The organism is Nocardia carnea NBRC 14403 (assembly GCF_000308515.1).
GTDB lineage: Bacteria > Actinomycetota > Actinomycetes > Mycobacteriales > Mycobacteriaceae > Nocardia > Nocardia carnea.
Genome location: NZ_BAFV01000016.1, coordinates 1 through 24,732, shown reverse-complemented (window position 1 = coordinate 24,732; position 24,732 = coordinate 1). Strand labels below are relative to the sequence as shown.

Below are 24,732 nucleotides of genomic sequence, written 5' to 3'. Positions count from 1 at the left end.
GACTGATCCGACAGGCAATGCACAGCACTCGAGGGCTCCGGCCCCGCATCAACCCAAAGTGTCCAACGGTGGTGCCGAGTTCAGCGAGGCCCTGAAAGGTTTTGGCCCGTCCCTGCTGTCAGTGCTCGATGCGATGCGGCGCAGCCGCGGGCATCGAGTGCTGACAGTAGGGACCTCAGGGGCCAAAACCCACGGCGCCGCAGGCGCCGCCAAAATAAAACGCCAACGCCCGGCCTGCAAGGGCAGGTCCGGGCGCTGGCGGAGAAGCTACTTGTCGGCGTCGGCCTTCTTGGCGCGCTTGCCGTAGCGGGCCTCGAAGCGGGCCACACGACCACCGGTGTCCAGAATCTTCTGCTTGCCGGTGTAGAACGGGTGGCACTGCGAGCAGACCTCGACGGTGATATGCCCGGAGTCCTTGGTGGAGCGGGTCTGGAACGTATTTCCGCAGCCACAGACGACGGTGGTGTCGACGTAGGACGGGTGAATTCCTGCCTTCATGGATGTCCTCTCGATATTGGTCGCCGGGTCGCTCGTATATTTGCCGAACGTGAACCGGAACCGACTAAGGCGGGAGTCTGCGCGATTCGCAGACGCACGGCGGTCCAGTATGCCAGAACCTCCGACGCCCCCTGAAACGCGCCTCCCCTGGGATTTGTTCCGCATCGAGACAGGTGCCTTCGAATGCACGTCCGGCGGAAACACAACGTGGGCCGACCTTCCAGAAGGCCGACCCACGCTGGTCCGATGGACTCCCGGCAGGGACGGGTCCGTTCGAGGACCCGACCCCATGCCGAGCAGTACTACTTATTCGTCCAGGGCTCCCGGAGCAGTCTTGGAGACCTGCATCAGGAATTCCAGGTTGTTCTTGCTCTTCTTCAACCGGTCGATCAGCAGATCGATGGCCTGATGCGAATCCAGGCCCGACAGGACACGGCGCAGCTTGTGCAGAACCGCGGCCTCGTCGACGTTGAGCAGCAGTTCGTCCTTACGGGTACCGGACGGATTGACGTCCACCGCGGGGAACACACGCCGCTCGGCGATCTTGCGGTCGAGTTTGAGCTCGGCGTTACCGGTCCCCTTGAACTCCTCGAAGATCACCGTGTCACCGGTCGAACCGGTTTCCACCATCGCGGTGGCGATGATCGTCAGCGAGCCGCCGTTCTCGATATTGCGCGCCGCGCCGAGGAACCGCTTGGGCGGATACAGCGCGGTGGAATCGACACCACCGGACAGGATGCGTCCGGAGGCCGGCGAGGAGTTGTTGTACGCGCGACCCAGGCGGGTGATCGAGTCGAGCAGGACCACCACGTCCTTACCCATTTCGACCAGGCGCTTGGCCCGTTCGATGGCCAGTTCGGCGACCGAGGTGTGATCGGACGGCGGCCGGTCGAAGGTGGAGGCGATGACCTCACCCTTCACCGAACGCTGCATATCGGTGACCTCTTCGGGACGTTCGTCGACCAGCACAACCATGAGATAGCACTCGGGGTTGTTGATCGCGATCGCGTTGGCGATGTCCTGCATGATCGTGGTCTTACCGGCCTTGGGCGGCGACACGATCAGGGCACGCTGACCCTTACCGATCGGCATGATCAGATCGATGACCCGGGTGGTCAGCTTGTTCGGCGTCGTTTCCAGGCGCAGCCGCTGATTGGGGTACAGCGGGGTGAGCTTGTTGAAATCGGGCCGTCGCTTCGCCGAATCCACCTCGGCGCCGTTGACCGTGTCCAGGCGCACCAGCGGATCGAACTTCTGCCGCTGATTGGACTGTTCGCCCTCCCGCGGGGCACGCACCGCACCGGTGATCGCGTCACCGCGGCGCAGGCCGTTCTTGCGGACGAGGTTCATCGAGACGTAGACGTCGTTCGGCCCGGCGAGGTAGCCGGAGGTGCGCACGAACGCATAGTTGTCCAGGACATCGAGGATGCCCGCGACCGGCTGCAGAACGTCGTCTTCGCGGATCTCGGGCTCGCGGGCCTCCCCGCCGCCACCCTCGCGATCGCGGCCGCGGCGACGCTCGCGGAACCGGCGACCCCGGCGACCGCGGCCGCCTTCTTCGTCATCGCCACCACGGTTACCGTCGCCACCCCGGTTACCACCGGAGCCACGCTGATCGCCCTGGTTCTGCTGACCGCCCTGGTTCCGGTCACGCCGGCGTTCGCCCTGGTCGGAGTCCTTGCTGTCCTGTTTGGACTCGGACTTGCCGCCGTCGGACTTGCTGCCGTCGGACTTGGCGTCGTCGGTGCGCGCCTCGCCGGAATCGCCGGAGCTCTTGCCCTGCTGATCGCGACCGCGCCGCTGCCGGCCGCGGCCACGCTGGCCGGAATCCCGGCCGGTGTCCTCGGCGTCGGCGGATTTGGTCTCGGGCTTGGCGTCGGCCTTGGTATCCCCCTTGGTGTCCGCCCCGGTGCCGGCCTTCGAAGTGTCGGCCTTCCCGGCCTCCGCGACGCCGTTGGCATTCGCCGCACCGTTGGTGGCGGCCTGCTTCTCGGCGCCCTTGGCATCGCCGGACGCACTATCGGCGCCGGTGGAGGCGCGATCGTTCGCGGTCCGGGCGGGCGCGGGCGCCTCGGCCGGAGCGGCGGCGGGCGCAGCAGCAGCCGTGGTGGACGCGGCCGCGACGGGCTCCGCGGACTTACGTTCCTTGGCAGCCTTCGCGCGGGAGTTGCGCTCCGCGGCGGCGGGTCTGCCGGCCTGATTTTCCTTGATAGCAGCGATGAGATCACCCTTGCGCATACCGGAGGTGCCCCGAATTCCGAGTTCCCCTGCCAGTGCGCGCAACTGCGGCAACAACATTCCAGTCAGCCCCGATCCGATGTCGGTGTTTTCGCTCATCTTCGAAATCTGTCCGGAGTCACTTTCGCGGTTGCCCGAGGGTACGGAGTCGGATTCCACCCCGGGTGTCGCGAGCAGGTCCGTATCTGTCACGGAGATCCTTTCCTTCCCTCGATGGCCGTGTGCTTTGTCGAGGGTTTCGTTCCGTAGCCCGATCTCGCTGCCGGACTCGGATTTGTAGCCGTATCGCCTGCCCCTCCGGGACCGGGTGCTTCGCCACCGAGGAAAATGGTGGAAGAGATCATTCCAGTTCAGAGGCTGCGCGGCACCCCCATGGCATGGAGGCTCGAGCCTGGAGCCTGCTGGAGCGATTGCCCTGATGAAGCACCGGCGTCTGATGCGCGCGATGTACGGACTTGCCCAGGATAGCGGGCAACTACGAGCCTCGGCAAGGCGGACGCGCCCGTCAGGCGATCCGGACGCCTTCCGCGAGGCCCGGCTCGAGTACTCGCAGGCCGTCCGCCGCGGCACGCGCACGCAGTTCGTCGGGGAAAGCGCTGGTCCCGAGTGCGAGCACCGTGGGGCCGGCGCCAGAAACGGTAGCCGCGATTCCGGCGGCCCGCAAGCGGTCGATCCAGGCGGTTGTCAGCGGCAGCGCGGGTGCACGCTGGGTTTGGTGCAACCGGTCCGCGGTGGCCGGGAGCAGCAGATCGGGGCGCTGGGTCAGCGCGACCACCGCCAGCGCGGCCCGGCTCACGTTGAACGCGGCGTCGCGATGCGGGATCAGCTCGGGCAGCAGGCCCCGGGTCTGCGCGGTGGACGAGCGCTCGTCGGGAACCAGAACCACCGGTTTCAGGCCGGCGTGCCCGTCGAGGCGGACAGCACGGTAGATCCGCTGCGGCGCAGCGATATCACCGATGGCCTCGGGCCCCGGGCCGGTTTCGGTCCAGGAGACGACGATACCGCCGAGCACACTGGCCGCCGCATTGTCCGGATGTCCCTCGAATTCGGCCGCGAGCTGCACCATCCGGTCGGTGTCGACGGCCAGGGCGGGGTCGAATTCGGCGGCCAGCGCGCAGCCCGCGGCGATCCCGCCGACCACGGCCGCCGCCGAGGAACCGAGCCCGCGGGAGTGCGGAATCGTGTTCCGGCACAGCACCTCCAGACCGTCGGCCCAGACACCGGCCGATTCCAGTCCGCGTTCGATGGCCCGGACCACCAGATGCTGTGGCCCCCAGGGCACCTCGTCGGCGCCCTCGCCCTCGACCCGGATATCCAGTCCGGAATCGGTGCTGCGCACCTCGATCTCGTCGTAGATACCCAGCGCCATCCCCAGCGAATCGAAACCGGGGCCGAGGTTCGCGCTGGATGCGGGGACCCGGACCGTGACGGTGAGCCCGGCCGGCAGGGTGGGAGCGGTGAGCCGGCTCTCGCGCGTATCCAAGATCAGGCCAGTTCGAGTCGGGCGGCGACAGCCACCGGGTCGACCGCGATGGCCTGGACCTCGGGCATACCGAGCAGAGCGGTATCGGGATCCTTGAGACCGTTACCGGTGACCGTGCAGACCACCTTCAGCCCGGGTTCGAGCCAGCCGTCGGCACGGGCGGCCAGCACTCCGGCGACACTCGCCGCGGAGGCCGGTTCGACGAAAACGCCTTCCTTCGCCGCGACCAGCCGGTATGCCTCCAGGATCTCGTCGTCGGTGGCCGCGCGGAACGCGCCACCGGACTCCTCCTTGGCCGCGACCGCACCGTTCCACGAGGCGGGCGCGCCGATCCGGATGGCGGTCGCGATGGTTTCCGGTTCCTTCACCGGGGCACCGTTGACCAGCGGGGCCGCCCCGGCGGCCTGAACGCCCAGCATGCGCGGCAGCGAACCCGTCACGCCGTCGGCGTGGTATTCGCGATAGCCACGCCAGTAGGCGGTGATATTGCCGGCGTTGCCCACCGGCAGCGCGTGCACATCAGGGGCGCTGCCGAGCACATCGCAGATTTCGAACGAGGCGGTTTTCTGGCCTTCGATCCGCGCCGGGTTCACCGAGTTGACCAGGCCGATCGCCGGGAAATCGGAGGTGACCTTACGGGCCAGCTCCAGGCAGTCGTCGAAATTGCCCTCGACCTGGATCACCTTGGCGCCGAGCATCACGGCCTGGGCGAGTTTGCCCATGGCGATCTTGCCCTGCGGGATGAGCACCGCGCAGGTCATCCCGGCGCGGGTCGCGTAAGCGGCGGCCGACGCCGAGGTGTTACCGGTGGAGGCGCACAGCACCGCCTGCTGACCCCGGTACTTGGCATCGGTCATCGCCATGGTCATACCCCGGTCCTTGAACGAACCGGTCGGGTTGGTGCCCTCGACCTTGAGATATACCTCGCACCCGGTGAGTTCGGACAGGTACGGAGCCGGCACCAGCGGGGTGCCGCCCTCGAACAGGGTGACCGGTTCCCAGTCGGCCGCACCCGCGAGCCGGTCCCGGTAGGCGGCGATCAGCCCGGGCCAGCGGGAGTGCACGCCGGATTGCGGGGCCACGCCGGAAGGCCCGCCCACCGCCCCGCTGCGCGATGCTGTTGTCATTCTTCGGTGCCTTCCAATCTCAAAACGCTGGTGACAGATGTGACGGATTCCATATCCGCGAGGGCGGCCACGGTTTCGGCCAGCGCCGACTCCGTCGCCAGGTGGGTGACGACGACGAGCCGTGCCCGGTCATCGTGCCCTTCCTGCCGGACGGTGGAGATACTGACCCCGTGCTCGGCGAATTTACCCGCCACCCGGGCCAGCACACCGGGACGGTCCTCGACCTTCAGATTCACGTGATAGCGGGTGGGTGTATCGCCGATCGGCGCGATCGGCAACGCCGCATAGACCGATTCACCGGGAGCGCGGCCGCCGAAGAATTTGTTGCGCGCGGCCATCACCAGATCGCCCAGGACCGCAGAGGCGGTAGGTGCACCGCCGGCGCCCTGGCCGTAGAACATCAGCCGGCCGGCGTTCTCGGCCTCCACGACCACCGCGTTGAACGCCCCGCTCACCGTGGCCAACGGGTGTTTGCGCGGGATCAACGCCGGATAGACCCGCACCGAAACCCGCTCCTTACCGCCCTCGGCCGGACTCGGCTCCCCCGGACCGGCCGGCACCCGCTCACAGATCGCGAGCAGCTTTACGGCGCAGTTCACCGCGGAGGCGGTTTCCAGGTCCTCGGAGCTGATCGTCGAGATGCCCTGCCGGAACACATCGGCGGCCGTGACCCGGGTGTGGAAGGCGAGGGAAGCGAGGATGGCAGCCTTGGCGGCGGCGTCGTAGCCCTCGACATCCGCGGTCGGATCGGCTTCGGCATATCCGAGGCGGGTGGCTTCGGCGAGCGTCTCGCCGTAATCCGCACCGGTTTCGTCCATCGCGGACAGGATGAAGTTGGTGGTGCCGTTGACGATGCCGACCACCCGATTGACTCGGTCACCGGACAGCGACTGGATCAGCGGCCGCACCACCGGGATCGCCCCGGCGACCGCGGCCTCGAAGTAGAGGTCGGCGCGGCTGCGTTCGGCCGCGGCAGCCAGCTCCCCGGTGTAATCGGCCAGCAGCGCCTTGTTGGCGGTGACCACGGATTTACCGGCGTTGAGCGCGGCCAGGATCAGCGCGCGCGCCGGGTCGATACCGCCGATGACCTCGACCACGACGTCCACATCGGAGCGGGCTACCAGCCCCTCGGCATCAGTGGTCAGCAGTTCGGCGGGCAGACCGCGGTCCCGGTCCAGACTGCGCACCGCGACCCCGCGCAGGGTCACCGGTGCGCCGACCCGTGCCTGCAGATCATCGGCGTGCTCGCGCAGAATCCGCACGACCTCACTGCCCACATTGCCCATACCCAGTACCGCGACCCCGATGGGCCGGTCCGGACCCCACTGTCCCGGTACGACATCGTTCACCGCGGGCACGCTCGCCTCGGGCATATTCGCCTCTTTCGTCGCGTCCATCAGACCTCCAGACCGAGCAGATCGTCGATCGTTTCCCGGCGCAGGATCAGCCGCGCCGTACCGTCTGCGACGGCAACGACCGCGGGTCTGGTCAGCATGTTGTACCGGCTCGACATGGAATAGCAGTAGGCGCCCGTCCCGGCCACGGCAACCAGGTCGCCGGGCCCGGCGTCGGCCGGAAGCCAGGTATCACGGATGATGATATCGCCGCTCTCGCAATGCTTTCCGACGACGCGCGCGACTACCGGCTCGGCCTGCGAACCCCGCGAGACGAGCTGGCAATGGTAATCGGCCTGGTACAGCGCGGGCCGGATATTGTCGCTCATCCCGCCGTCGACACTGACGTAGCGGCGGCGCAGGCCACCATCCAGGGATACGTCCTTGATGGTGCCGATCTCGTACAGGGTCACCGTGCCCGGTCCGGCGATCGCCCGGCCCGGTTCGACCGCGATCCGCGGGACGGGCAACCCGGCCAGTTCGGCTTCCCGCGCCACCAGGACCCGCAGTTTCTCGGCGAAAGCGTCGAGCGGTGGCGGAGTGTCCGAGGGCAGATAGGAGATCCCGAGCCCGCCGCCGAGGTCGAGCAGCGATATCTGCGCGGTGCGTTCGACGCCGAACTTGTCGACGGCTTCACGAAGCAGCCCGAGCATCCGGTGCGCCGCGATCTCGAAACCGTCGATCTCGAAGATCTGGGAGCCGATATGGCTGTGCAGGCCGACCAGGCGCAGGTTACCGGCTTCGAAAACCCGGGCCAAGGCCTCCATGGCGTCACCGCCGGAGATGGAGAAACCGAACTTCTGATCCTCGTGGGCGGTGGAAATGTATTCGTGGGTATGCGCCTCGACCCCGACAGTTACCCGGACCAGCACATCCTGCACCACTCCCGCCGCACCGGCGACGGCTTCCAGCCGGTCGATCTCGAACAGCGAATCGACCACCACGTGGCCGACCCCCGCCGCGACCGCGGCCTCGAGTTCGGCTACGGATTTGTTGTTGCCGTGCACCGCAATACGTTCAGCGGGGAAACCGGCGTGCAACGCGACCGCCAGTTCACCACCGGAGGCCACGTCCAGGGACAGGCCCTCGTCGCGGACCCACCGCGCCACCTCGCCGCACAGAAAAGCCTTGGAGGCGTAGTGCACTCGCGAATCGGCTCCGAAAGCGCGCACCATATCGCGGCAGCGGGACCGGAAGTCGTCCTCGTCCACCACGAACAGCGGGGTGCCGAACTTCGCGGCGAGTTCGGTGACCGGTATACCGCCGAGACGCACCACATCGTCGGTGTCGCGGGTGGCACCGCGCGGCCACACGTTCTCGGGCAGATCGATCATCTCCCGCGGATCCGCCGGGCGCTGCGGCAGATTCGGCGCGTGCGGGATATCGGCGTGCCGAGGTCCGGCCGGATGGACACTCATCGGTCTCCCTTCCTCACCCACTGCCGGAACAGTCGGTCGTTGCGATGGTGGGTGGTGGTCACATCCGCTCCGGTGCGGTGACGCCGAGCAGGGCCAGCCCGTTGGCGAGTACCTGCCGGGTGGCGTTGGCCAGGACCAGCCGGGCGGCGTTGACTGGGCTCACGGGTTCGTCGCCCATCGGCAGCACCCGCAGGGCCTTGTTGGACTGGAACGGATGGTAGGCGCCGGCCAATTCCTCCAGGTAGCGGGCGATGCGATGCGGTTCCCGCAGGGTCGCTGCGCTCGCCACCACCCGGGGGAACTCACCGAGGGTTCGGATGAGCGCGCCTTCGAGATCGGAGTCCAGCAGCGCGAAATCCGGTGCCACCTTGTCGTATTCGAATTCGGCGGCATTGCGGGCGATCGACGCCGCGCGGGCGTGCGCGTACTGCACGTAGTAGACCGGGTTGACGCTTTCCTGTTTCGTCCACAGGTCCAGGTCGATATCGATACTCGAGTTCACCGAACTGCGCACCAGCGAATAGCGGGCGGCGTCCACGCCGATGGCCTCCACCAGGTCGTCCAGGGTGACCACGGTGCCGGCGCGTTTACTCATCCGCACCGCGATACCGTCGCGCAGCAGGTTCACCATCTGCCCGATGAGCACCTCGACACTGTCGGGGTCGTCGCCGAACGCCGCGGCGGCCGCCTTCAGACGCCCGATATAACCGTGATGGTCGGCGCCGAGCATATAGATGCACAGGTCGAAGCCGCGCGAGCGCTTGTCCTGCAGATACGCGATATCGCCGGCGATATAGGCGGCATGGCCGTCGCTCTTGATGACCACCCGGTCCTGATCGTCACCGTATTCGGAGCTCTTGATCCACCAGGCGCCGTCCTTCGAGTACAGGTCGCCGGAATTCTTCAGCGTTTCCACCGCGCGTTCCACCGCGCCCGAGGCGAACAGCGAACTCTCGTTGAAATACACATCGAAATCGGTCCCGAATTCGTGCAGCGTTCTCTTGATATGGGCGAACATGAGCTCCACGCCCTCGGCGCGGAACAGTTCGATACGCCGTTCCGGGTCGAGGTCGAGTACACCGGGATGCGCGGCAATGACCTGGTCGGCGATTTCGGCGATATAGGCGCCCGCGTACCCGTTCTCCGGTGTCGGCGCGCCGGTGGCGGCCGCGACCAGCGATTCGGCGAACCGGGTGATCTGCGCACCGTGATCGTTGAAGTAGTACTCGCGGGTGACCTCGGCGCCCTGCGCGGCGAGAATACGACCCAATGCGTCGCCGACGGCCGCCCAGCGCGTACCACCGAGATGTACGGGACCGGTCGGGTTCGCGGAGACGAACTCCAGATTGATCTTGGTACCGGCCAGGGCGTCCGCGGTGCCGTAATTCACACCGGCGGTCAGCACCTGTTGCAGGATCACGCCCTGCGCCGACGCCGCCAGCCGGATGTTCAGGAAGCCCGGACCCGCCACTTCCGCGCTCGCCACGCCGGACGTATCGCCGAGCGCTTCGGCCAGCCAGCCCGCCAGCTCACGCGGATTCGTACCCGCTTTTTTGGCGACCCGCATCGCCACATTCGTGCTGTAGTCACCGTGTTCGGGATTACGCGGACGCTCCACATCGACCTTGTCGGGCAGGACCGCGGGGTCCAGTCCGCGTTCGGCGAGTACCTTCGCGGCCGTCGCGTGAAGGAGATCTGCAAGGTCGGCTGGAGTCACGAGTCTCTATCCTATGGTCCGAGTGGGTGCGCGCCGCGAGTGGGCACCGCAGCAATGCACTGTTCATCACGTGGGAAAGAGCTAGGACCGGTATGCCGAACAGGACCAGCGCCAAATCGGCGAAAGCCGTCAAGGCAGCGGGCAAAGTAGCACCTGCCCGGGCGGGTGGGGGTAAAAAAGGGAACAAACCACCGCTCATGCAGCGCATCCCGTGGCTCACGGTGGGCGCTGTCGTGGTGCTCGTCGCGCTCGTCGGGGCGCTCGCGGCGAGCCTGCTCCCGAAATATCAGGAGCAGGCCGCGCTACGGGAACGGCAGGAGCACGTCCGGCAGCTGCGCGAATCGCTGGGACAGCAGTTCGCGCCGACCGAGCAGAACCAGGACCCCTCCACGCAGATCCAGGGCGTGGCGATCCAGGAGTACCCGGCGGGTCTGCATGTCGACGCCACCCAGCGCGTCGCCTACGACAAGACCCCGGCGTACGGCGGCCCGCACGACGCGTCCTGGGCCGACTGTATGGGCGCCGTCTACGACACCGCGATCCGCGAGGAGAACGCCATCCACTCGCTGGAACACGGCGCGGTGTGGATCACCTACAACCCCGAGAAGGTCGACGAGGACGGTGTCGACACGCTGGAGGCGTGGGTCGACGGTGAGCAGTACATGCTCATGTCCCCGTACCCCGATCAGGAAGCGCCCATCTCGCTGCAGTCGTGGGGCCACCAGCTCACCGTGCCGAACGCCGATGACGAGCGGATCGGCCAGTTCGTCACAGCACTGCGCCTGAACAACTACGCCTACCCGGAGGTCGGCGCCAGCTGTTCCAACCCGACCTTCGGTACGGAGAACCCGCCGGCCTACGACCCGAGCGAGCCGGGTCCCGACGCGGTGCCGATGGACGGTGGCGGTATCCAGCCCGACCTGAGCGAAATGGGCGGCGCACCGGGCGGGCTGCCCGGTGGACTGCCCGGTGGTATTCCGGCCATCCCGGGGATGCCGGGCACCCTGCCGCAACAGCAGCAGGCGCCGGCGGGTGCACAGCCGGCGCCCGGAGCCGGGCAGTAATGCCGGACGCCGGGACCGCCGCGGACGACGTGCAGCCGGCGCGCGGCTGGCGCGCACAGGTGCGCGCGCAACGCGTCCCGCTGCTGATCATCGGTGCGATCGCCCTGCTCGTGGCCGGGTTCGGCGCCGGTGTCCTGCTGGCGCCGGACACCACCGGCGACGCCAGTCCGGCCGGGCCGGTGGATATCGGGTTCGCGCAGGATATGTCGGCCCATCACGCGCAGGCCGTGGAGATGTCCGGTATCGCGCTCAACGGTTCCACCGACCCCGATATCCGGCGGCTGGCCTTCGACATCCTCACCACCCAGCAGGGCCAGATCGGACGGATGCAGGGCTGGCTGCAGATGTGGGATGCACCGGCGAGCGCCACCGGCGGGCATATGACGTGGATGCCGCAGGAAGAGCACGGCGGTGACGGCCACGACCACAGCGGCGCGGGGATGGCCGCGATGCCGGGTATGGCCACAACCGACGAACTCCGGCAGCTCCGCGCCGCCCGGGGCGCGCAGCTGGACACCCTGTTCCTCCAGCTGATGCTGCGACACCACCAGGGCGGGGTCCCGATGCTCGAATACGGCGCCGAACACGCCGAGACCACGGAGATCACAACACTCGCCGGTCAGATGCTGCCCGCCCAGGAAGGCGAATCCCGGTTGATGACCAAGATGCTCGCCGACCGCGGCGCCCGCCCGCTACCGTTCGGGTGAGTCGCCACCACGCGTTTTGGCCCTACCGCGGCTGATGCGTTACGCTGTGGTCCGCCCGATCGACCGGACTTCCGGACCTTCGGGTGGATCCCCGCCCTCGTAGCTCAGGGGATAGAGCGTCTGCCTCCGGAGCAGAAGGCCGCAGGTTCGATTCCTGCCGAGGGCACACCCAAGAAGCTCCCGACCGGGCAATTCCGGTCGGGAGCTTTTCTCGTTTGCAGCCTCAGCCGGCCTGAGTGTCACAACCTCGCCCCGATATCCTCGCCGCCGCTCGAAGCGCTTCGTCCGGGGAATGGTGTAGATCCGGGCGGGGACATCAGCCCGCCCGCGGCATTGCCGGGCGGCAAGACCCAGCTCACCGCCGAGCCAGCCGGACGACCGGGTATTCCCGAGCCGATTTCTGCTGGTACTTCGCATAACGCGGCTGCTGCCCGATGATTCGCTGCCAGGCCTGGGCCCGGTCGTCGCCGGCGAGATGGTGCGGCCTCACCGGGACGGCCGGGCTGCTGTGCACTTCGACAGCTGCCTGCTCGGGATGAGCCATCAGGTTCACATACCAATCGGGATCCCGTTTGCCGCCACCCGACGCGACCACCAGCCAGCCGGCGTCATCGGCGAACCAGGTGATCGGCGTTTCCCGTGGTTCCCCGCTCCGGCGGCCGACCGTGTGCAGGATCAGCAGATCCATCCCCAGGTACTTACCGCCCTTCCGGCGGATCTTGCCGGCGGTCCGCGCGTTCATCTTCCGCTGGAACCACACCACTGCTTCTCGATTCCTGACGGGTTCGCAACCCGGCACGCACCCGGCATCGGCCGGGTCTTTGTCATAGGGTTCCGGTGGTATCGAGGGGACCTGATATACGCGGGGAATGGAGAGAACATTGACGAGCTGCTGCGGCCCGTCGCGTCGCACCGTACTGGGTGCACTCGGTCTGGCCGCACTGCTGCCCGTGGCCGGTCGGGCCATCGCACAGCCGGGCCGGGTTCTCGCCACCGACCTCGAAGTCGTCACGGTGACCGATAACGCCGCGGTGCTCACCTGGACCGGCCGGGCACCCGATGCGGCGGGCCGGCCGGTTCCGGTGCCCGCCGACGGCGAGGTGTGGCTGGCTCCCGCCGACAGTTCGCGGCCACCCCGGCAGGTCTGGGGCTCGGACGGCACGACCCCGTTCCACTACGCGCAGATCGACGGTCTCGAACCGGGGCGTACATACCGGTTCGAAGCCCGCACCGCCGGAGTACGGGCGACACCGGCGGTTTCGGCGGCCACGGGCCTACCTGGTACCCCGGAAACAACCGGCACCTTCACCACCCTCGTCCCCCCGCCCGGCAGGCTGTTGCGAACCCTGGCCTTGGCCAACGATATCCACTACGGCGAGACCGTCAGCGGTTTGATGGTGGGCGATCTACCGCCCGGCTTCCGGCAGGAGCCGAGTCTGCCGCCGTACCCGCAGGTCATGCTGGATGCCCTGCTCGACGATCTGCGCCGCGCCGATCGTGGCGCCGCCACCCTGCTGCTGGCCGGCGACCTGAGTGCCGAGGCCGCACCCGAGGACCTGCGCGCCGTACGCGACCGGCTCGACCGCTGGGGCAGCGCGGGCACCGACTACCTCGCCGTGCGCGGAAACCACGACCGCCCGCATACGGGCAGTGAATACGCCGGTTGCCCCGCCGTTCCCGGTACCGGCGAGCACCACGATTGCTGGAGCGATGTTTTCGGGCCGCGGCAACAGCTTGTCGAATACGAACTGGGCGGCCTGCGGCTGCTCGGTCTCGACACAAGCGCGCTCGACGGGTCCGGCGGGGTGCTCGACCCTCCGCAGTTCGACCGGGTGAGCGAATTGCTGCACAGCGAACCCGACCGCCCCACAATCGTTTTCGGTCACCACCCGGTTACCGCGGAGGCGGGACTGACCAATACCGGCGGGCCCGGTTTCATCCTGGACCGCGACCACGCCCTGCGCCTCCAGCAACTGTACGAAAAGGCGCCCGGCGTATTCCTGCAGCACAGTGGCCATACGCACCGCACCCGCCGCACCCGGTCCGATACCGCCTGCGCGGTCGAATTCCTGGAGGTCGCGGCAGTCAAGGAGTACCCCGGCGGTTACAGCCTGCTGCGGATCTACGAGGGCGGGTACACGGTGAACTTCTACAAAACCCGTACCCCGGACGCCCGCCGCTGGAGCACACTGACCCGCGGCGAGTACTTCGGATTGCTTCCCGATTACGCTCTGGGCACTTTTGCCGACCGCAATCACGTTGTGTTGCGCGATTTCTCGGGTTTGCGCTGATACCTCCACCGGAGCCGGGGCACGAACCCGGCCCCGGTAGGCAAATCGAGCGAGCGGCGGGAATCGAACCCGCGTGAACGGCTTTGCAGACCGTTGCCTCAACCACTCAGCCACGCCCGCGTGACCAGGTGATCATCGCCGGTACGCGGCGTGGCGAGCCAGGGTTCGGATCACCCGGATCGCAATCGGGTCGCGCGGCCCACGATCAAGTAGCGCGAAATCCGGGCCGGACAACGTCGTGCCGCGCAAGCGTGCCGGGCCGCGCTGTGGGGTCGGATACCGGGCCGCCGTGCGATGATCGAACACATGTCTCGTCCCCGGCCGCTACCACTGGACCCGATACAGGAGGCCCATCGTCAATGGGTCGGCCACGGCTGGGGGGCGGTCGCCGACGGGATGGCGGCGGTGACCTCGCTGGTCCGCGCCCAGCAGATCGTGATGGCCCGGGTGGACGAGGCGTTGCGGCCCACCGGGCTCACCTTCTCGCGCTACGAACTGCTGCAGTTGCTGAACTTCAGCACCACCGGGGCGCTGCCGATGGCGGTGGCCAGCGCGCGGTTGCAGGTCCATCCGACCAGCGTGACCAATTCGGTGGACCGGCTCGAGGCCGCTGGGCTGGTGAACCGGGTGCCGCACCCGAACGATCGGCGCGCGACCCTGATCGAGATCACCGACGCGGGGCGTTCGCTGGTCGCCGAGGCCACCGAATACCTCAACGACAGGGTGTTCGCCCGCCCGGAACTCCCGCCGGACCGGTTACGGACGCTGCTGCAGTTGCTGGCCGAGTTCCGGCATACCGCGGGCGACTTCGACACCGGTGAGGAACCGGCCCGCTGGAACGAACCCTGAGATCCGGCGGGGTGCGCACCGGGCGGGCAAACAACTAGCCGAGAACATACCGGTCGGCCTTGTACGCCCGGTCGGTAGCAAACGAATAACGGCCAGGCACCCGATCAGCAAATTTCTCGGTGATTCGGCTTGGCATCCCCGGCCACACAGCGCACCATATGTTTATGGTGCTGGTCCTCGGGGTATCGGTGGGCTCCTCGGGAGCGCGCGCGGTGCTGACCCATTCCGATCAACCGCACCTCCCGCCGATCGACCACTGCCATATCCCCCGCCCGGCCGGGGTGCCCCTGATCGACCCGGTGCTCACTGCTGTCCGGCGGATGCATACCGCGGCCCGCGATCGCGACGAATACATCACCGGCGCCGCCGTGACGTGCCGGGACCACCGGCAGGTCGAACTGGTCGGCGAGGCCCTGGGTACCGGCCGGGTCACGCTGGTGGACGAACCGCTGGCCCAGCTCCGGTACCTGCGGTTCACCGAACAACTACCGGTATCGGGTTCGGTGATGCTGTTCGACCTGGGGTCATCCGGGCTCACGCTGACCCAGGTGGACTGCCGCACCGATTCGGTGATCGCCGCCGCCCACTGCCCCGGCCTCGGCGGCGACACCTATGACGAACTGCTGTGCGAATGGCTCGACCGGGCGGGAGTGTTCACCGACGAGGCCGCCGCCGGCCGATACCGGGAGGCACTGAGCAGCGCCCGGGTGGTCACCGCCGCCGATCCCGCCACCGCCGAACGCGCGGTGATCACCCGCAGCGACCTCACCGATCTCTGCGCCGAACCCCTGGCGGAGGCCGCCGGCCTGATCCGGCGGGTGAGCGAACAATCCGAGACCCCGGCCGAAACCCTCGCCCTGCTCGGCGGCTGCGCCCGCAACCCGGGGCTACGCACCCGGCTGGCCGAACTGCTCGACCTTCCGCTGGTCTGCGACCGGGAACCGGAATACGTCTCGGCGCGCGGAGCGCTGCTGTTCGCGGCCCAGCGGCCGGCCGCCGGAACCCGTACCGCGCATATCCGCGCGGGCGGACAGGTGGTGCCGCTGAGCCCACCGGTGACCGGCCGGCGCAAGGTGTATGCGGCGGCGGCCGTCACCATCGGCCTCGGCGCCACCGTGGCCGGGCTGCTCACCGCACAGAACGGTACGGCGCAGCCGGCCCGGGACACCTACGTGCCGACCGATATTCTCGACGCCCCACCCGAGCCCTGACGGGCACGCTCAGCGGTTGGTGAATTCGGCGGTCCGCTTGTCCACGAATGCCGCCATCCCTTCCTTCTGATCCGCGGTGGCAAACAACGAGTGGAAGACCCGCCGCTCGAACCGGAGCCCCTCGCTCAAGGTGGTTTCGAAGGACCGGTTCACGGCTTCCTTGGCGACCATGGCCACCGGCAGCGACATCGACGCGATGGTGGCGGCGACCTCGAGCGCGGTATCGAGCAGTTCCGCGGCGGGCACGATCCGCGATACCAGCCCGGCGCGTTCGGCTTCCTCGACATCCATATTGCGGCCGGTGAGCACCAGGTCCATGGCCTTGGCCTTACCGATCGCGCGGGTCAGCCGCTGCGAACCACCGATACCCGGGATAACGCCGAGCTTGATCTCCGGCTGCCCGAACTTGGCGGTATCGGCGGCGATCAGCAGATCGCAGATCATGGCCAGCTCACAGCCGCCCCCCAGGGCGTATCCGCCCACGGCCGCAATGGTCGGCTTGCGGAACTGCGCCAGCCGCTCCCACCGTGCGAAGTAGTCGTCCATGAACATGTCCATATAGGACTTGGGCTGCATTTCCTTGATATCGGCACCGGCGGCGAACGCGCGGTCGGAACCGGTGATCACCACCGCACCGATCTCGTCGTCGCGTTCGAGTTCGTCGAGGGCCGCGACCACATCGTCGAGGACCTGCGCGTTCAGTGCGTTCAGCGCCTTGGGCCGGTTCAGCGTGATGAGGCCGACCTTGTCCTTACGCTCCAGCAGAATCGTCTCGAAGTCGGTCACAGCACATCCTCTTCGTCGAAACGGTTACGAATATCGGTGACGATACCGTTCGGGGGCCACGACCGGTCGGGACGGGCCACCCCGCGCGCGGCCCGGGCATGCTCGGTCATTCGCCGGTTTCCAGCCGGTCGACGATCCGATCGATCCAGCCGTCGAGCCACCCGGACAGCTGCTGCCGGTCCATTCCCGTGACGGTCGAGCGGCTACCGTCCGAGCGGATCAGGTACCGGCCGTCACCCGGTAGGTCACGCCATACCGCCGAGGTCTGGAGAACCCCGGGCACCTGGAAGTGCAATCGACTCTGCAATATCCGCAGGTAGCCGGTTCCGGTCGCGGCGGTACCGAAGAAGCTCGCGGCAGGTGGCGCCCCGATATGGGAATCCACTGTGAACTGCGGCCGGGCCCCCGCGCCCATCGCGGGCAAATACCCCACAACGATCTCCGACAGCTGCGGGGCGGAGCATTCGGCGATATCGAAACCCACACTGTGATCAGTGGTTTCACCCATCTGCTGCCGGAGCACATAACATCGCGAATCCTGCCGCACCGCGTGCACGTAGGTACACGATTGCGCATCCTGCGGATTACGCTCGTCCCAGCCCCGCGCCACCACGATCACGTCCGGCCGCGACAATGCCCCGGCCATCGCCGCGAAGGCCGCATCCGCGGAACCCAGCAGCGACCGGCGCACCCGCTCGTACTCGGCGGAATACTCGACGGCCGAACGGATCCGGCTGGTGAAGGTGAACGGTTTGGGCAGGCGGCCGCGGCGGTACTCGTCGCAGAGCACCTTGAATTCCAGGTCGGTGAACTTCCAGCGGAGCCGCATCGGCACAACGCTGCCGGAGCCCGGGCAAGGCGGACCGGCCGTCACTCGTTCTCCTGGTTCCATTCCAGCCGGGACATCACCAGTGAAACCTGTTCGTCGATCCACCCGGTCAGTTCCTCGGTGCCCATGCCGGTCGCTGTCGGCGCCGGATGGTTCATCGGGATCACATAGCGGCCGTCGCCAGGCAGATCACGCCAGAGCATACCCATATCGATCCTGCCCCGCGGACCGAATTTCGATCGCCCCTGATGCACTCGCACATACCCGCTACGGGCCGCCGCGGTACCGAAGAACTCCGCGGCACGGTAGGAATCGTTGTTCTCGAGTTCGTCGTTGTCGGACACCAGGGAACCGCCCGGTACATACCCGGACTCCACGTCGGGACCTGCGAGCGGCACCGGAATATCCTGCTGCCGCCCGGATTCCACCCGGGGCATCCGGACGAGTGCCGCTTCGCCCAAACCGTCGGGATAGCAGTTCGCGACCTCGAAACCCGCACTGTGCTCCTTGGTCTCCCCCGGTTGCTGGTAGATCATGTAGCCGCGCCTTCCGCGGCGCAACACCAGCACCTTGGTTCGATCGGCGGGGTCGTCGAAATCGCTGTCGGTCCACGATTGCGCGACAACATAGACGTCCGGCCTGCTCAGTGTCCGTCCGAATTCGTCGATATCGGCATCGAAATCGTGTGCCAGCCGGCCTCGGGCCACCGCCTTCGCCATCAGGTAATCGTTCTCCAGCCGGATTCGGCTGGTGAAGTCGAACGGATGCGGAACCGTGGGCAGACCGTGCTCCTCGCACAGCACCTTGAATTCCAGGTCGGTGAGAACCCAGGTCACGGTTCGATCACCGGCTTCACCCGATCGGGGACATCGAAGACATCATCCAGGTTCTCCCGGCCTTGCAGGAACTTCGCCGGTTTGTGCTCGTTGCCGGGACCGCCGTTTCCGGCGCCCGCGCCGGGGGCACCCCCCATGGGCGCACCTCCCATCGGCCCGCCCGGGTGGTGCGGTGACCCGCCCGGGCCAGATCCGTACCCGGCAATCTGCTCGCCGTCCGGCGCCAATGCGGCACGGGGGAACAGCGCCGACCCCTGCTGCGGGTAGGGCGCGGTGGGCTCGTCCGGAATACCGGCACCACCAGGACCACCACCCGCACCGGCGCCACCGCCACCGAGTGCGTTCGCCAGTTCACCGAGCTTCTCCTGCGCCGGGTTCAGCATGTCCTGCACATGCTGCTGCAGTTGGCTGGGATCCAGCATCCGCGCGAGCTCGTCCATCCCGGGAAGCCCGCTACCGAGCTGTGTGAACGCCTGGATGCCCTGGGTGAGCAGATTGGACAGAATCCCCAGCGGGTCCTGGCTACTGCCCCCCGCTCCGCTACTTCCGGAACTGGATCCAGGCCCCGCACCATCATCGGAACCACGATCACCGACCAGCTCGCCGCCCTCGTCCTCACCGAACAGGGTATCGGCGGAGCCGAAGGGCGAATTCTCGTCGTACAGCGACGAGAGCGGGATATCCTTCAGCTCCTCCGGCATCTCGTCCAGCGGGATACCGGTGATCTCCGACAGCGCATCCGCCAGGCTGGGCTTCCCGGAACCGTCCGAGGCCGTGATCTTTCGGTCCTTCAGCGCGTCCGGCAGCTGATCGGCCGGAATACCGGTGAGCTTGCTCAGGACATCGGCCGCGGTGGGAGACTTCGGCATCTTGGGGCTGCCGCCACCGCCACTGTGGCTCGAACCCGGACCGTAGTTGCTTTCTCCCGGCTGCAGCCCTGGGACGTTCTTGTTGCCGAACTCCGACGACCCCTCGTTGCCCAGGAAATCCTCCACCGACGGGATCTCCGGGATCTCCGGCATTTGCTGACCGGAGCCACCACCGGAACCGCCGGCCTGCTGCGAGGGTTTCGACGAACCGCCGCCGCTGCCGCCGCCGGGGACAGAACTCTTGGACGGACTGCCACCGCCGCCACCGGTGCCGTCGGTGAGTGGCGGTACCGGAATCGGGCTGGGTCCGCCACCCGAGCCCTGGTTGGATCCACCACCACCCGGCGAACCGCCTGCGCCCCGCCCAGCACCGGTGGGGCCGCCGCCGCCCGCGGTGCCACCGAACGAACCGCCACCGTATCCGTCGCCCGAACCCGCGCCCGCGCCCGAATTCTCCAGTTTCTCCTTGGCGTCCGCTATACCGTCGTCGTACCCATCCTCGTAGCCTTCGTCGTAGGTGCCGGAGCCACTACCACTACCGCTTCCGTCACCGCTACCGCTTCCACTGCCGCTTCCACTTCCACTGCCGCTTCCACTGCCGCTTCCACTTCCACTGCCGCTTCCACTTCCACTGCCGCTTCCACTTCCACTGCCGCTACCGCTTCCACCACCGTCACCACTTCCACTTCCGCCTCCGCTACCGTCACCGCTGCCGTCGCCGCCCTTGCCGTGTCCCTCGTCCTTGGTGAGCGGACCGTCCAGCAGCGGCATGTTCTCTGCGGTGGCCTTCATTCCGGTGATGTACGTCTTGTCGAACGCGTCGCGGTAGTCGTCGAGCCGATCGTTACAACCGACGTGCCGATCGGTATTCGGCGGCATCCATTTCTTCGTATGGTTCAGCCATTCCGCCGTGAACTTCAGCAGCTTGCTGATCTGGCTGACCGTAGTGAACAGCGGGTCCATATTGTCCTGGTAGGCGGTGATCGCATCGGCCGCCTTCTGGGCGGCCGGGCCGACCCAGGACCGGTTCAAGACCACGATCTGGTCGACGAACTTCGACAGGGTCGCATCGAGATCCTTGCCGAAGTGGTACCACGTAGTCGCCGCGTCCATCACCGGCTGGGGTTCGATGGCCTGCCCGAGATCGTACAGTTCCTGAAAGGTCACCGAATCCTTGTTCTCGACCGTTACGACGGATCCATTATCGATGTTCTGGTAGTCGTTGATGAAGGAGGGAACGTCGTGCTTGTCCGGATCCTTACTGTTGTGACCTGCATGAACCCAGTGGTCCATCGGTTCGTTCACATCGATCTTGTCCCCGTCCCCGGACGGGGAGTACTTTCCCGGGTTCTCCTTGAACTCGAAGTTGTTGAGGCCTTTGAACGATTCCGACGATGCGTCCTCGGCGTCGTCGAAGGCCTTGCCGGCGGCCACGAAGAGATCACTCAACTGACGGGCGATCTTCGCGTGTTCGTTGATCGCCATCTGTAACCGGTCGGCCTTGTCGTTGAAGACCTCTGCCAGCTCCCGACCGGAATTGAGCGTTCCGAACACGGCCAGATCGTTCAGGCCCGCCGTCACCACGGCGTCCGCCTTGCCGATCAGATCGTTGTACAGGTCACGCGCGGCGTTGGCGGATTTCAAGGCGTCGGCCGGATCGAACTCCAGCCTGCCGTCGCTCACCGCACCCGTCAGGTCCGTGATAGTTCCTGGTTCGAGAGGCATCTGCGTTCACCTTCGTCTATCGCGCACGGCAGCGAAGCGGCAGACCGGCCCTACGAGGACCGAAACCCGCTGTGGCGCCGCAGTTATCAGTCGCGGTCCGCTACCAGCGACCGCGGCAACTCGTCATCGGGATCGTCGGGTTTGCTACCCGGCCAATCGGGGGAATCCGGCGACATGGTCGGCGCCGCCGGTGGCTGCGGAATCACATCGCTCATATCGGGTGCCCCGTCGACCATCTCGGAGAGTTTGGGCAGCGACTCCCTGTGCTCGAGCAGTGGATCCATCAACGCGCGAGCCTTCTTCTGCACCTCGGCCGCCGCCTCCTGGACAGCCCTGGTGAGCGCCGCCGCGATCTCGTCCATGGTCAGGTCGAGAATGTCATCGGCGAACTTGGTGTCGATGAGCAGACCATCGGCATTCACCGTCACCTCGATCCGCTTCTCCTCGGCGAGAACCGTGGCAGTGAGCAGGGAACGTTTCTTCTGCACTTCCGCGATACTGCGCATCTGATGGCTCAAGCCGGACAGCATCGTCGCCATATCTTCTTGCAGACGGTCGTTCACCACGGTGCTACCTCAGTCCTTCCGGTCCGGGAGTGGACTCCACAAAGACCACACCCCGGGGATTACAGCGCAAGATGTTGAATTCCGGATGGCGCGCATGCAAATTCGGTGTACTGCCCGCCACCCGGCCCGAGCTCAGATCTGGCCGTCCATCGTGCGCAACTGGTTGGCAGCGTCGCGCTGGCCCACCGCGAACGAGGTGAAAGTGCCACCGATCGCGTCCACCCCGTCCAGCAAGTTCGGCTTCGAACTGCCGTAACCGTTTTCGTTGTCGCCGTTGATGAACTTCGAACCCATCGAGTCGTCGCCCCACGGCTGACTCGTCGATTCGTCTTCCAGCCCGGCCAGGTCGTTGCGGAGCCGTTCACCGATGCTCAGGATGCTCTCGCCCAAAGCCTCGGTCGAATCCGCGGCGATATCCAGTTTGTCCGGATCCACCTCGATACGGTCGGCCATGATCATCTCCTCACTCCCGGGCACCGCCGGGTCATGTCAATGTGAACGGTTTATCGACATCAGAGTCACCCGGCTCGTCCGCCGTATTTTCGAATATCTCCCCGGGGCCCACGATCGCACCGTCCGGCACCACCGCCCCCGGCTCGATGATCGCGCCTTCGTGGATGACAGCCCCCTTCCCCACCACAGCACCCTCGCCGACCTTTGCGCCGGTGTGGATCTCGACCCCCTCGCCGATCACCGCACCGTCATCGATCACCACACCGACACCCACGGTGACCGACTTCCCCACCGTGGCACCGTCCCCCACCTTCGTGCGATCGCCCACGACCGCACCGGCATCGACCGACGAATCCGAACCGATCTCGGCATCCGGGTCGACAATGGCGTCCGGATGGATCGTCGGCGGTGTGCCGGGCGAGGCCTCCGGTGGGCGGCCGTCCGGCGAGTCCCCAGTGGGCACCGCGCCGTCGGGGACCCAATCACCTTGAATATCGGGGGCCTGGAACTTGTCGATCGGGTACGGCACCTTCATCGGCCAGCGCTGCGGCCGCGGCTTACCGCGCAGATCCTTCCCTTCGCCGATGAAATGCGGATCACGGTTCTCGGTGAACCAGGCGCGGGCCGCCTGATAATGCGCCACCGAGTTCTGTTCCAGCCCCAGTACCTGCCACATCTGCGGTGGCTGGGACCGATCCTCCAGTACCCGCAGGGGCGGTGGCACCCTGTCCCACTGCTCCTGGAGCGAGCGGTCCAGCCGGTCACGCAGATCGGCGACGGCCGCCTGGCGTTGCTCCCGGTCCAGCTGCATCTGCTGCTCGAATTGCTGATGCTCGGGCGGCATCCGGTCGAGCTGGTCCTGCCGTATGCTGTCCTGCTCGCGCTGTAACCTGCCGGCCTCGATCCGCATCGCGTGATGGTCCTGAGGGGGCGTATGGTCGAGATCGCGCAACAGCGCCAGCTGGGAATCCAGCCATTGCTCCCGAGCAATCTGCCGCCGCAGCCGGTCCATATCCTCTTGCCGCTCATTCTGCTCGGCCTGCAGGCGCCGCAGATCGGCGTTCTCCCGGTTCAGCTGTTCCCGCTGTTCGGCCAACTGCTCCTGCACCCGGGGCCGTTCCCCGGCCGGGGTATTCCCACCATCCAGCGCCGCCAGCAGATCCACCTGCTGCTGCCGTTGCTCGACCCGCTGTTCCTGCTGCTGGATCTGCTCGCGCAGGTTGTCCGCCTGCGTTTCCTGCCGCTGTAGTTCGCGCTGCCCCGGCGAGGACTCCTGGCTGTCCAGCGCACGCAACAGATCCAGCTGCGCCTGCCATTCCTGCTGCTGCTGGACTTCGTCCCGGTGCTGCCGCAACTGTTGTACCTGCTCGTCCAGCCACCGTTGATGTGCGATCTGCTGGTCCCGATCCGGCCGCAACAGCCGGCGCGGTGGTGCAGCGTCCGGATCCCGGCCGGTCGACGAACGGCCGTCACTGTCCCGGACCGATGAAGCCGAATCCGCACCATCGGGGCTGGCCGGCCGCGATGGCGGCAACGCCACATCCTCCGGACGCGGTGACGGCGACCGCACACCTCCCTCCGCCGACAACGGCGACACCGAACGCGGAGTAGCCGGCACACCGGGATCCGACAAGGGAGACACCGAAGGCGACGGCGGAGTAGCCGCAAGACCCCCCTCGGCCGACAACGGCGACACCGGATGCGGAGTGAACGGCGCCCCAGGATCCGACAACGGAGACACCGAACGCGACACCGGCAACCCCGAACGCGACGGCCCCACAGAGCCCCCCGAAGAGGACGGCGACGGCGGCGGCCCACCAGGCTCCACAACACCCGGCGACGGCGACCGCGAACCACCCTCCGCCGACAACGGCGACACCGAACGCGGAGTAGCCGGCACACCGGGATCCGACAACGGAGACACCGAACGAGGCGGCGGGGCAGCCGCGGGATCACCCCGGAAACCGGCCGTTCCCTCGCTCGCTGTGAACCACTGAGCTTGCGGCATCCTCTCCCAGGGGCGCACCGGCCGCGGACTCACGATTTCAGGAGCGCCGCCAGAGGTTTCGGCGCGGCCCACATTGGTTCCGGTTCCACCACCAGCACCCGGTGCGCCGGCACCGGCGGCACTGCTACCGCCGGGAGCGCCACCGCTCGAGGCACCGCCTGGCGGCGACCCCACAGATGCAGTCGGCGGAGTCCCTACCGGTGTACCGGGCGGCGAAGTCGCCGCCGAACCCCCGAAGCCACCGCTGGCGGCGTTCCCACCGCCGGCAGCGCCGTTACCAGCACTGCCCGCAGCACTCCCCCCAACAGTGCCACCCATCGATGTCGCCGCGGGCGCGCCCGGTGCAATCGGCGTCCCCGGCGGCGCAACCGTCCCCGGCGGCGTACCCGGCGAAGTCACACCCACCGGACCACCCACCGACGCGGCCGGCGAACCGGGCGGCGTACCGGGGGGCGAACCCGGCGGACCACCCACCGACGCAGCCGGCGGCGAACCGGGCGGCGTACCCGGCGGAGCCGAACCCACCGGACCACCCACCGACGGCGCCGGCGAACCCGGCGGCGTACCAGGCGGACCACCCACCGACACAGCCGGCGAACCCGGCGGCGTACCCACCGGCGTACCAGGCGGACCACCCACCGACACAGCCGGCGTGCCCACCGG

General features: G+C 67.3%; 20 protein-coding genes, 2 tRNA genes and 1 pseudogene. 7 read left to right on the top strand and 16 right to left on the bottom strand.

The features are described 5' to 3' along the window. Positions 1–267: 267 nt before the first annotated feature. The 7 genes from rpmE to argS form a co-directional block, all read right to left on the bottom strand. Positions 268–498, bottom strand: coding sequence for a 50S ribosomal protein L31 (gene rpmE, locus ON22_RS05215; RefSeq protein WP_033247485.1), 231 nt, complete (start codon positions 496–498; stop codon positions 268–270). Between the two features lie 306 nt (positions 499–804). Further along, on the bottom strand, positions 805–2,835 hold the full coding sequence (gene rho / locus ON22_RS05210) for a transcription termination factor Rho (RefSeq protein ID WP_373280844.1): 2,031 nt from the start codon (positions 2,833–2,835) through the stop codon (positions 805–807). A 406-nt stretch (positions 2,836–3,241) separates the two neighbouring features. Then, positions 3,242–4,219 carry a homoserine kinase gene (gene thrB / locus ON22_RS05205; RefSeq protein WP_033247487.1) on the bottom strand — a complete coding sequence of 326 codons (978 nt, stop codon included), beginning with the start codon at positions 4,217–4,219 and terminating at the stop codon, positions 3,242–3,244. A gap of 2 nt (positions 4,220–4,221) precedes the next feature. Next, positions 4,222–5,283 (bottom strand): threonine synthase, encoded by a 1,062-nt coding sequence (gene thrC / locus ON22_RS05200; RefSeq protein WP_033247532.1) that lies wholly within the window; start codon positions 5,281–5,283, stop codon positions 4,222–4,224. Positions 5,284–5,342: 59 nt separating this feature from the next. After that, on the bottom strand, positions 5,343–6,719 hold the full coding sequence (locus ON22_RS05195; protein WP_051157183.1) for a homoserine dehydrogenase: 1,377 nt from the start codon (positions 6,717–6,719) through the stop codon (positions 5,343–5,345). 23 nt (positions 6,720–6,742) lie between these two features. Continuing rightward, the gene (lysA, locus tag ON22_RS05190; RefSeq protein WP_033247488.1) at positions 6,743–8,158 is read right to left on the bottom strand and encodes a diaminopimelate decarboxylase; all 1,416 of its coding nucleotides are present in this window, start codon (positions 8,156–8,158) and stop codon (positions 6,743–6,745) included. Positions 8,159–8,216: 58 nt separating this feature from the next. Further along, positions 8,217–9,875, bottom strand: a complete 1,659-nt coding sequence (gene argS / locus ON22_RS05185; RefSeq protein ID WP_033247489.1) for an arginine--tRNA ligase — start codon at positions 9,873–9,875, stop codon at positions 8,217–8,219. 92 nt (positions 9,876–9,967) lie between these two features. Between argS and ON22_RS05180 the strand changes: the two genes are divergently transcribed. The 3 genes from ON22_RS05180 (at position 9,968) to ON22_RS05170 (ending at position 11,812) form a co-directional block, all read left to right on the top strand. Next, positions 9,968–10,939: a thioredoxin-like domain-containing protein gene (locus ON22_RS05180; RefSeq protein WP_033247490.1), complete on the top strand. Its 972-nt coding sequence runs from the start codon at positions 9,968–9,970 to the stop codon at positions 10,937–10,939. Next, positions 10,939–11,646 carry a DUF305 domain-containing protein gene (locus ON22_RS05175; protein ID WP_033247491.1) on the top strand — a complete coding sequence of 236 codons (708 nt, stop codon included), beginning with the start codon at positions 10,939–10,941 and terminating at the stop codon, positions 11,644–11,646. Before ON22_RS05180 ends, ON22_RS05175 begins: the two co-directional genes overlap by 1 nt. A gap of 93 nt (positions 11,647–11,739) precedes the next feature. Beyond that, positions 11,740–11,812 (top strand) — tRNA-Arg (locus tag ON22_RS05170). A 189-nt stretch (positions 11,813–12,001) separates the two neighbouring features. On the opposite strand, the gene ON22_RS05165 is transcribed toward ON22_RS05170, so the two are convergent. Further along, entirely contained in the window at positions 12,002–12,388 is a 387-nt protein-coding gene (locus ON22_RS05165) for a nitroreductase family deazaflavin-dependent oxidoreductase (protein ID WP_033247534.1), read from the bottom strand. A 127-nt stretch (positions 12,389–12,515) separates the two neighbouring features. On the opposite strand from ON22_RS05165, the gene ON22_RS05160 reads away from it, so the two are divergent. After that, complete coding sequence (locus ON22_RS05160) at positions 12,516–13,937, top strand: metallophosphoesterase (protein WP_033247492.1); 1,422 nt, start codon at positions 12,516–12,518, stop codon at positions 13,935–13,937. Between the two features lie 48 nt (positions 13,938–13,985). Here ON22_RS05160 and ON22_RS05155 read toward each other — a convergent pair. Next, positions 13,986–14,057 (bottom strand) — tRNA-Cys (locus ON22_RS05155). Between the two features lie 186 nt (positions 14,058–14,243). Between ON22_RS05155 and ON22_RS05150 the strand changes: the two genes are divergently transcribed. Beyond that, positions 14,244–14,786, top strand: coding sequence for a MarR family winged helix-turn-helix transcriptional regulator (locus ON22_RS05150; RefSeq protein ID WP_033247535.1), 543 nt, complete (start codon positions 14,244–14,246; stop codon positions 14,784–14,786). Positions 14,787–14,950: 164 nt separating this feature from the next. Next, complete coding sequence (locus tag ON22_RS05145; protein WP_081595349.1) at positions 14,951–15,997, top strand: Hsp70 family protein; 1,047 nt, start codon at positions 14,951–14,953, stop codon at positions 15,995–15,997. A 9-nt stretch (positions 15,998–16,006) separates the two neighbouring features. Here the strand turns inward: ON22_RS05145 and ON22_RS05140 are convergent, their stop codons facing one another. The 7 genes from ON22_RS05140 to ON22_RS34400 form a co-directional block, all read right to left on the bottom strand. Next, positions 16,007–16,783, bottom strand: coding sequence for an enoyl-CoA hydratase (locus ON22_RS05140; protein WP_033247493.1), 777 nt, complete (start codon positions 16,781–16,783; stop codon positions 16,007–16,009). 106 nt (positions 16,784–16,889) lie between these two features. Continuing rightward, positions 16,890–17,612, bottom strand: a complete 723-nt coding sequence (locus tag ON22_RS05135; RefSeq protein WP_033247494.1) for an ESX secretion-associated protein EspG — start codon at positions 17,610–17,612, stop codon at positions 16,890–16,892. A 41-nt stretch (positions 17,613–17,653) separates the two neighbouring features. Then, positions 17,654–18,448, bottom strand: coding sequence for an ESX secretion-associated protein EspG (locus tag ON22_RS05130; protein WP_033247495.1), 795 nt, complete (start codon positions 18,446–18,448; stop codon positions 17,654–17,656). Then, positions 18,445–21,042 carry a WXG100 family type VII secretion target gene (locus ON22_RS36535; protein ID WP_051743148.1) on the bottom strand — a complete coding sequence of 866 codons (2,598 nt, stop codon included), beginning with the start codon at positions 21,040–21,042 and terminating at the stop codon, positions 18,445–18,447. Before ON22_RS36535 ends, ON22_RS05130 begins: the two co-directional genes overlap by 4 nt. 86 nt (positions 21,043–21,128) lie before the next feature. After that, positions 21,129–21,608: a YbaB/EbfC family nucleoid-associated protein gene (locus tag ON22_RS05120; RefSeq protein WP_033247496.1), complete on the bottom strand. Its 480-nt coding sequence runs from the start codon at positions 21,606–21,608 to the stop codon at positions 21,129–21,131. 132 nt (positions 21,609–21,740) lie between these two features. Beyond that, the gene (locus tag ON22_RS05115; protein WP_156052480.1) at positions 21,741–22,061 is read right to left on the bottom strand and encodes a hypothetical protein; all 321 of its coding nucleotides are present in this window, start codon (positions 22,059–22,061) and stop codon (positions 21,741–21,743) included. 31 nt (positions 22,062–22,092) lie between these two features. Next, the gene (locus ON22_RS34400; RefSeq protein WP_051157177.1) at positions 22,093–23,601 is read right to left on the bottom strand and encodes a hypothetical protein; all 1,509 of its coding nucleotides are present in this window, start codon (positions 23,599–23,601) and stop codon (positions 22,093–22,095) included. A 775-nt stretch (positions 23,602–24,376) separates the two neighbouring features. Here ON22_RS34400 and ON22_RS37490 point away from each other — a divergent pair. After that, positions 24,377–24,732 (top strand): annotated as a pseudogene (locus ON22_RS37490) (hypothetical protein); the annotation flags it as partial.

Bases quoted from the DNA above. Each gene is read 5' to 3' on its own strand.
- rpmE (WP_033247485.1), bottom strand. From the start codon at position 498: ATGAAGGCAGGAATTCACCCGTCCTACGTCGACACCACCGTCGTCTGT.
- rho (WP_373280844.1), bottom strand. From the start codon at position 2,835: ATGAGCGAAAACACCGACATCGGATCGGGGCTGACTGGAATGTTGTTG.
- ON22_RS05195 (WP_051157183.1), bottom strand. From the start codon at position 6,719: ATGCCCGAGGCGAGCGTGCCCGCGGTGAACGATGTCGTACCGGGACAG.
- lysA (WP_033247488.1), bottom strand. From the start codon at position 8,158: ATGAGTGTCCATCCGGCCGGACCTCGGCACGCCGATATCCCGCACGCG.
- ON22_RS05180 (WP_033247490.1), top strand. From the start codon at position 9,968: ATGCCGAACAGGACCAGCGCCAAATCGGCGAAAGCCGTCAAGGCAGCG.
- ON22_RS05175 (WP_033247491.1), top strand. From the start codon at position 10,939: ATGCCGGACGCCGGGACCGCCGCGGACGACGTGCAGCCGGCGCGCGGC.
- ON22_RS05165 (WP_033247534.1), bottom strand. From the start codon at position 12,388: ATGAACGCGCGGACCGCCGGCAAGATCCGCCGGAAGGGCGGTAAGTAC.
- ON22_RS05160 (WP_033247492.1), top strand. From the start codon at position 12,516: ATGGAGAGAACATTGACGAGCTGCTGCGGCCCGTCGCGTCGCACCGTA.
- ON22_RS05150 (WP_033247535.1), top strand. From the start codon at position 14,244: ATGTCTCGTCCCCGGCCGCTACCACTGGACCCGATACAGGAGGCCCAT.
- ON22_RS05145 (WP_081595349.1), top strand. From the start codon at position 14,951: ATGGTGCTGGTCCTCGGGGTATCGGTGGGCTCCTCGGGAGCGCGCGCG.
- ON22_RS05135 (WP_033247494.1), bottom strand. From the start codon at position 17,612: ATGCGGCTCCGCTGGAAGTTCACCGACCTGGAATTCAAGGTGCTCTGC.
- ON22_RS36535 (WP_051743148.1), bottom strand. From the start codon at position 21,042: ATGCCTCTCGAACCAGGAACTATCACGGACCTGACGGGTGCGGTGAGC.
- ON22_RS05115 (WP_156052480.1), bottom strand. From the start codon at position 22,061: ATGGCCGACCGTATCGAGGTGGATCCGGACAAACTGGATATCGCCGCG.